Raw genomic sequence first — 7,669 nt, 5'->3', positions numbered from 1 at the left:
GCTCCTGAACGACGGGCCGGACCGCCTGCCGGTCTGGTCCCCCGGCGCCAAGCACGATTGCGCCGTCACGCACGAGGCCCGCGAGGAGCGGGACGAGAAAGGCCGACAGGAGCACAACCGCCTGCTCTACGTGGCCATGACCCGGGCCAAGGACCGGCTCGTGATCGCGCCCTATTGGATGGGCTCCAAGGAAGCACCGGAGAACGCCTGGTGCGAGATGATCCGGCGCGGCCTGGTGGCGAAGGTGGGCGGCCTCGTGCGCGATGTGGCGCCCTACGGCGAGATCGACGTCTGGCGCGACGGCAAGACCCGCGCCCGGCCGGCCGAACCGCCGGCGGCGCCATCGGAACCCGTCACGGTGCCCGAGTGGCTCACGCGGCCCGTGCCCCAGGAGCCCGAACCGCTTCCGCCCATCCGGCCCTCCGGCGCCCTTGGCGCCGCCGACCGGATCACCCGGCCCGGCGACGGTCCCTACGCGCCCGAGGCGCGCCTGCGCGGAACCCTCGTCCACGCCCTTCTGGAGCGCCTCCCCGCTTGGCCCGAGGCGCAATGGGTGGACCTGTCGCGGGCCTATGTGAAGGCTCGCGCCCCGCGCCTGCCCGCGGGAGTCGCCGAAGCCGTGGTGGCCAACGCCCTCAACGTGCTGGCCCACGAGGCCCTGAATCCACTCTTCGGCCCAGCCTCCCGGGCGGAAGCCCCCATCGCGGGCCAGGTGATGACCGCCTCCGGTCCCCTGATGGTCTCGGGCCAGATCGACCGGCTCGCGGTGCTGGACCGGGAGGTTCTGGTGGCGGATTTCAAGACCACCGCGCGTCCGCCTCGCCCCGGCGAGCCACCTCCGGCCGCCTATGTGGCCCAGCTCGCCCTCTACCGGCTCCTGCTGCAGGACATCTATCCGGACAAGACCGTTCGGACCTTCCTGGTCTGGACCTCCGGACCGGTGATCCAGGAGTTGCGGGCGCCGGACTTGGACCGCGCGCTCACCCGGATCGCAGCCGCGTGAGGACGCCGGCTCCGCGAGATCGATGGGCCTGTGAGAAACCTGGCCTTCCTTGATTCCAGGGGACCCGGTTCTTACGTTATGGCCATGACCGGCGGCTCCGATCGTTGAGTCGCGTCAAACGACAAAGGTGACGTATGGCGACCGTAAAGGTGACCGATTCGAGCTTCGCCCAGGATGTGCTGAACTCCGCCGAGCCCGTGGTGGTCGATTTCTGGGCCGAGTGGTGCGGTCCCTGCCGCATGATCGGCCCGGCCCTCGAGGAAATCTCGGACGAGATGGCCGGCAAGGTGAAGATCGCGAAGCTGAATGTGGATGAGAACCCTCAGATCTCGTCCCAGCTCGGCATTCGGTCGATTCCGGCCCTGATGATGTTCAAGGACGGCAAGGTCGTGGCCCAGAAGGTGGGCGCTGCCCCGAAGGGCGACCTGACCAAGTGGATTCAGGCTTCGGCCTGACCCTCTGCGACTGCATTTCGACGAAGGGGCCGGAAGGCCCCTTTTTCGTTGCGGGCTCTTCGATGCAGATTACTGCGGCAGGGTCCCGTTCGCGGCCAGCACCTCACCGGCGAGGTAGAGCGAGCCGCAGATCAGGACGCGGGGCGGGTGCGGCCAGACGTAGTCGTGCAGGGACGCGAGCGCCGATGCCACGCTGGGCTGCACCCTGGTAGTCAGGCCCACGCTCGCCGCGATGGCGGCCACCTCCTCCGCCGGGCGCGCCGCGATCTGGCCCGCGATGGGCACCGCGATGACCTCGCGGGCCAGGCCCGAGAAGTTCTTGAAGAAGGCTTCCGAATCCTTGGTGCCCAGCATGCCGGCGATGATGACGAGGGGTGCGTCGCTGCGCTCGCCGCGCTCGGCCATGGCGGCCGCGAGCACGCGTCCGCCGTCGGGGTTGTGGCCGCCGTCGAGCCACAGCTCGCAATCCTTGGGGGCGATCTCGGACAGGCGTCCCTTCACGATGCGCTGCAGGCGGCCCGGCCATTCGGCGGTGCGCAGGCCGTTCTCGAAAGCCGCCGCCTCGAATCCCTTGAAGCCCGCGGCCCTGAGCGCCGCCACGGCCGTGCCGGCGTTGATGAACTGGTGCCGGCCGACGAGCCGGGGCAGCGGCAGGTCGAGGAGCCCGTCCTCGTCCTGGTAGACCAGCCGGCCGCCTTCCTCGTGCACGGAGAAATCCTGCGCGCCCACGAGCACCGGAGAGGCGCCCACGCGCTCGGCCTCGGCGCGCAGCACCTCGTCGGCGGCCCGGTAATCCTGCGGCGCGATGACGGCCGGGCAGCCGCGCTTGAAGATGCCGGCCTTCTCGCGGGCGATGCCCTCCAGGGTCGTGCCGAGATACTCCGCGTGGTCGAGCCCGATGGACGCGATGACGGAGGCGGCCGGGTGGTCGATGACGTTGGTGGCGTCGAACCGTCCGCCGAGGCCCACTTCCAGGAGCAGCACGTCGGCAGGCTCCTCGGCGAAGATCAGCAGCGCGGCCGCCGTGGTGATCTCGAACACCGTGATGGGCGCGCCCGCGTTGACGGCCTCGCAGCGCCGGAACGCTTCGACGAGCCTGTCTTCCGTAACGTAATGGCCGCCGCCGATGCGTCCGAGGCGGATGCGCTCGTGAAAGCGCACCAGGTGAGGCGATGTGTAGACGTGTACCGCCAGCCCCGCGCTCTCCAGGATGGCGCGCATGAACGCGATGGTGGAGCCCTTGCCGTTGGTTCCCGCCACGTGCATCACCGGCGGCAGCCGGCGCTCCGGGTGGCCGAGCTGGCCGAGCAGCCGCTGGATGCGGCCCAGGGACAGGTCGATGGTCTTGGGATGCAGGGCGAGAAAGCGCGCGATCAGCGCATCTGAGGAATCCATCGCCCTGCCCCCGACCGTCTCGTTACGCCGCTCGTTACGCTGCTAGCTCTTCGGCCACGGGCGCCTTGGTGAAGAGGCGCGACAGGCGCGCAATCGTGGATTTCAGGTCGTGACGATGCACCACCATGTCCACCATGCCGTGGTCCTTCAGGTATTCCGAGCGCTGGAACCCGTCGGGCAGCTTCTCGCGGATCGTCTGCTCGATGACGCGAGCGCCCGCGAACCCGATGAGGGCGCCGGGCTCGGCCAGATGCACGTCGCCCAACATGGCGTAGGACGCCGTCACGCCACCCGTTGTCGGGTTGGTGAGCACCACGAGATAGGGCAGCTTGGCGTCGCGCAGGCGGCGGATCGCCACGGTGGTGCGGGGCATCTGCATGAGCGACAGGATGCCCTCCTGCATGCGCGCGCCCCCAGAGCCGGCGAACAGCACGTAGGGCGTGCGGTTCTCCAGGGCCGTCTCGGCACCCTTGATGAAGGCCTCGCCCGCCGCCATGCCGAGCGAGCCGCCCATGAAGCCGAAATCCTGCACCGCCACGGTCATCGGCACGCCCTCGACCGCGCCGGATCCCACCTTGAAGGCATCCACCTGGCCGGTCTTGGCGCGGTATTCCTTGAGGCGGTCCACGTAGCGCTTCTGGTCGCGGAACTTCAGGGGGTCGGCCGTGACCTCCGGCAGGGCGATGTCGGTCCACTGGCCGTCATCGAACATGAGCGCGAGGCGCTGGGTGGCCGAGAGGCGCATGTGGTGGTTGGAGCCCGGGATCACCCACTGGTTCGCCTCCACGTCCTTATGGAACACGACCTGTCCGGTATCCGGGCACTTGATCCAGAGATTGTCCGGCGTCTCCCGCTTGAACAGCGTCTTGATCTTGGGCCGAACGACTTCGGAGATCCAGTTCATGGTCTTTTCCTTCCTTTCAGGGTCGGCGCCATGTGGCACTTCCCTGAGCCTCATCCTGAGGGCCCGCGCAGCGGGCGTCTCGAAGGACGAGGCGTTTCCAGTGCTCTCTGGAACCTCCTTCGAGACGGCGCTTTGCGCCTCCTCAGGATGAGGGCAGAGAGGATCGGCTTCCCGGCGATGAAACCTGGTTGCCTGCGATCACACCTAAGCGGCCGCCTTCTTCGAGACCGAGCGCACGCCGGCGGCCAGATCCTTCACCAATGTGGTGACGGCCTCGACCGTGCGCGAGGTGGCGCGGTCGTTCTCATCAAGGGTGCCCTTGAGGGCGTCGATCAGAGCGGACCCCACCACGACCCCGTCCGCGCCTTGCGCGACCGATGCCGCATGAGCGCCGCTCTTGACGCCGAAACCCACCACCACGGGGAGCGGCGTGTGGCGCTTGATGCGCTCCACCGCCGTCGAGACCTTGCCGAAATCGGGCGTCGCCATGCCGGTGATGCCCGTGATCGACACGTAATAGACGAAGCCCGCCGTGTTTTCGAGAACCGCCGGCAGCCGCTTGTCGTCCGTGGTCGGGGTGGCGAGCCGAATGAAGGCGAGCCCGGCCTGCAGCGCCGGCAGGCACAATTCGTCGTCCTCCTCGGGCGGCAGGTCCACCACGATGAGGCCGTCCACGCCCGCCGCCTTGGCGTCCACCAGGAACCGCTCGACGCCGTAGATGAAGATCGGGTTGAAATAGCCCATGAGGATCACGGGCGTGCTCGCGTCCTCGTCCCGGAATCGGCGGATGAGGGCAAGCGTGCCCGCGAGGTCCTGGCCTTGCTTGAGCGCCCGCAGGCCCGCGGCCTGGATCGCCGGGCCGTCGGCCATGGGATCCGTGAAGGGGAGCCCGAATTCCACGATATCGGCCCCGGCCCCAGGCAGGCTCTTCAGGACGTCGAGGGAGGTCTCGGGATCGGGGTCGCCCGCCATGACATAGGTCACGAGGGCGGCGCGCCCTTCCTGGCGGCATTTCTGAAAACGGGCTTCGATGCGGTTCGTGTCGATGCGGTTCGTCATGGGCGCGGTCTTTAGCATAGGCCGTTTGATTGATAAAAGTTTTATCGCCCTACCCCGTGAAACCCCGTGCCGCATCCGGTCCGCACGGGGCAACGGGCCGCCAGCCGAAGGTCCGCCCTCGCATGTCCAAGCGAAATGCCCCGTTGACGAAGTTGACGGCTCCCTACCTGAGACGGGTGTGGCTCGACCCGGACAGGGTGCCCGACGGGGCCGCCTATCCGTTCTGCCTGCCGATCTTCGGGCAGGCCGGGTTTTCGCTCGCGTTCGACCGCGCCGTCACGATCATCGTCGGGGAGAACGGGGTCGGGAAGTCGACCATCCTCGAAGGCATCGCCGCTCTTGCGGGCTTCGACGAGGCGGGAGGCGGCAACGGATACCGGCCGGTCGATCATTCCGGCGCCGTGGAGGCGATGGGCGGGAGCCTGGCCCAGGCCCTGAAGGCCGGATGGCTGCCGAAGGTCACCCGCGGCTGGTTCTTTCGGGCCGAAAGCTTCTTCTCGGTGTCGCGCTATCTCGACACAGCGGCCTTGGACGCGGGCGAGAGGCCGCCGGATTTTCTGTCCCACTCCCATGGGGAGGGTTTCCTGCGCTTCTTCGAGGAGCGCTGCCAGCGCCAGGGCCTCTACATCTTCGACGAGCCGGAATCCGCCCTCTCGCCCTCGCGCCAGATCGAGTTCCTCAAGCTGCTGCGGCGGATGGACCGCTCAGGCGTGTGCCAGATCATCATGGCCACCCATTCGCCGCTCCTGATGGCCCTTCCTGGCGCCCGGCTGCTCGGCCTGACCCCCCACGGCCTCGGGCCCGTGACCCTCGAGGAGACCCGGCACTTCCGGCTCATGCGCGAGTTCTTCCAGGATCCGGGCCTGTTCGTCGAGATGATGATGGAGGACTGAGCGCGCGAAACGCGCCCGATCAGAGCCGCGTTCCCAGGATCTCGGCGATCTGCGGGATGTCCTTGTCGCCGCGCCCGCTGATATTGACCACCATCAGGTGGTCCTTGGGCTTGGCCGGCGCGAGTTCGGCCACCTTGGCGAGCGCATGGGCAGGCTCCAGGGCGGGCAGGATGCCCTCCAGGCGCGAGCAGAGCTGGAAGGCGTCGAGCGCCTCCTGGTCGGTGGCCGAAATGTAGGTCACCCGGCCCATCTCGTGCAGCCAGGAATGCTCGGGGCCGATGCCGGGATAGTCCAGGCCCGCCGAGATCGAATGCGCGTCCTCGATCTGGCCGTCATGGTTCATGAGCAGGTAGGTGCGGTTGCCGTGCAGCACGCCCGGACGCCCGCCCGTGAGGGAGGCCGCATGGAGCTTGTCGAGCCCGTGGCCCGCCGCCTCGACCCCGTAGATCTCCACATTCCGGTCGTCCAGGAAGGGGTGGAACAGTCCCATGGCGTTGGAGCCGCCGCCGATGCAGGCGACGAGCGAATCCGGCAGGCGGCCTTCCGCCTGCATCATCTGCTCACGGGTCTCCTCGCCGATGACGCATTGGAAGTCGCGCACCATGGCCGGATAGGGGTGCGGCCCCGCCACCGTGCCGATGCAGTAGAAGGTGTCGGCCACGTTGGTGACCCAGTCGCGCAGGGCCTCGTTCATGGCGTCCTTGAGGGTGCGGGTGCCCGATTCCACCGCGACGACCTTGGCGCCCAGCATGTTCATGCGGAACACGTTCGGCTTCTGCCGTTCCACGTCCACGGCGCCCATGTAGACGATGCATTCCAGGCCGTAGCGCGCGCAGAGGGTGGCGGTCGCGACCCCGTGCTGCCCCGCGCCGGTCTCGGCGATGATGCGCTTCTTGCCCATGCGGCGGGCGAGCAGGATCTGGCCCAGCACGTTGTTCACCTTGTGGGCGCCCGTGTGGTTCAGCTCCTCGCGCTTGAAGTAGATTTTCGCCCCCCCGAAATGCTCGGTCATCCGCTCGGCGAAATAGAGCGGGCTCGGGCGGCCGATGTAATGGGTCATCATGGACCGCATCTCGGCATGGAAGGCCGGGTCGGCCTTGGCGTCGTTATAGGCCTTCTCCAGCTCGAGGATCAGCGGCATCAGGGTCTCGGCCACGAAGCGTCCGCCGAAGGTGCCGAAATGGCCGCGCTCGTCCGGGCCGGTGCGGAAGGAGTTGGGGTGTGCCTGCGCTGTCACGACGGGATGCCTTGCTGTTGGGCCACGGGAGCCGGGGGAGCCGCCGCGAAGGCTGCCCGCGCGGCCTTCACGAAAGCCTCGATCCTGTCCGGGTCCTTGAGGCCCGGCCCGATTTCGACGCCGGACGAGACGTCGACGGCCTGCGGGCGGGTGAGCGCGATGGCCTCGGCGACGTTGCCGGGATGGAGTCCTCCTGACAGCATGAAGGGGCCGCCAGGGTCAAGTGCGTCTCCGGGCCGGAGTCCGGCCAGCAGGCGCCAGTCGAAGGGCAGCCCGTTGCCGCCCGGCAGGGCATCGGGCGACTTCGGGGGCTTGGCATCGAGGAGAACGTGGTCGGCCACGGCCCGGTAGAGCGTCACGGCCTCCAGGTCGGCGGTCTCGCCCACCCCCACGGCCTTCATGACGGGACGCCCGAACCGTGCCCGGATCGCCGTCACCCGCTCCGGCGTCTCGTGCCCATGGAGCTGGAGCAGGTCGGGATCGAGGGCCTCGAGAGCCTCCGCGATGGCCGCATCGTCCGCGTCCACCAGGAGCAGGACCCGCCGGGCCCGGCCCCTGGCCTGTGCCGACAGGACGCGGCCGGAATCCAGGCTCACGTGGCGCGGACTCCGGGGAAAGCGCACGAAACCGACCCAATCCGCCCCGGCTCCCAGGGCGGCGTCGAGGGTTTCAGGGGTCGAGAGCCCGCAGATCTTGATGATGTGATCCATGGGAGGCTTTTAC

General features: G+C 68.5%; 8 protein-coding genes. 3 read left to right on the top strand and 5 right to left on the bottom strand.

Annotated features, from left to right (window positions below; translation table 11 throughout):
- The coding region (locus ILT42_RS08975) for a PD-(D/E)XK nuclease family protein (RefSeq protein ID WP_204215092.1) at positions 1–1,003 on the top strand (1,003 nt) is incomplete at its 5' end.
- 134 nt (positions 1,004–1,137) lie between these two features.
- Positions 1,138–1,458 carry a thioredoxin gene (gene trxA, locus ILT42_RS08970; RefSeq protein WP_204215091.1) on the top strand — a complete coding sequence of 107 codons (321 nt, stop codon included), beginning with the start codon at positions 1,138–1,140 and terminating at the stop codon, positions 1,456–1,458.
- Positions 1,459–1,527: 69 nt separating this feature from the next.
- Here the strand turns inward: trxA and ILT42_RS08965 are convergent, their stop codons facing one another.
- The 3 genes from ILT42_RS08965 to trpA form a co-directional block, all read right to left on the bottom strand.
- On the bottom strand, positions 1,528–2,853 hold the full coding sequence (locus ILT42_RS08965) for a bifunctional folylpolyglutamate synthase/dihydrofolate synthase (protein WP_204215090.1): 1,326 nt from the start codon (positions 2,851–2,853) through the stop codon (positions 1,528–1,530).
- 34 nt (positions 2,854–2,887) lie between these two features.
- Positions 2,888–3,757, bottom strand: coding sequence for an acetyl-CoA carboxylase, carboxyltransferase subunit beta (gene accD / locus ILT42_RS08960; RefSeq protein WP_204215089.1), 870 nt, complete (start codon positions 3,755–3,757; stop codon positions 2,888–2,890).
- A gap of 204 nt (positions 3,758–3,961) precedes the next feature.
- Positions 3,962–4,816 carry a tryptophan synthase subunit alpha gene (gene trpA, locus ILT42_RS08955; RefSeq protein ID WP_204215088.1) on the bottom strand — a complete coding sequence of 285 codons (855 nt, stop codon included), beginning with the start codon at positions 4,814–4,816 and terminating at the stop codon, positions 3,962–3,964.
- 122 nt (positions 4,817–4,938) lie between these two features.
- Between trpA and ILT42_RS08950 the strand changes: the two genes are divergently transcribed.
- Entirely contained in the window at positions 4,939–5,709 is a 771-nt protein-coding gene (locus ILT42_RS08950; RefSeq protein WP_229428368.1) for an AAA family ATPase, read from the top strand.
- 19 nt (positions 5,710–5,728) lie between these two features.
- On the opposite strand, the gene trpB is transcribed toward ILT42_RS08950, so the two are convergent.
- Positions 5,729–6,946, bottom strand: coding sequence for a tryptophan synthase subunit beta (gene trpB, locus ILT42_RS08945; RefSeq protein WP_324617705.1), 1,218 nt, complete (start codon positions 6,944–6,946; stop codon positions 5,729–5,731).
- Positions 6,943–7,656, bottom strand: a complete 714-nt coding sequence (locus tag ILT42_RS08940) for a phosphoribosylanthranilate isomerase (RefSeq protein ID WP_204215086.1) — start codon at positions 7,654–7,656, stop codon at positions 6,943–6,945. Before ILT42_RS08940 ends, trpB begins: the two co-directional genes overlap by 4 nt.
- Positions 7,657–7,669 lie beyond the last annotated feature (13 nt).

Source organism: Microvirga pudoricolor (assembly GCF_016892705.1).
GTDB lineage: Bacteria > Pseudomonadota > Alphaproteobacteria > Rhizobiales > Beijerinckiaceae > Microvirga > Microvirga pudoricolor.
Note: the sequence above shows the minus strand (reverse complement) of the source record. Positions and strands in the feature narration are given on the sequence as shown.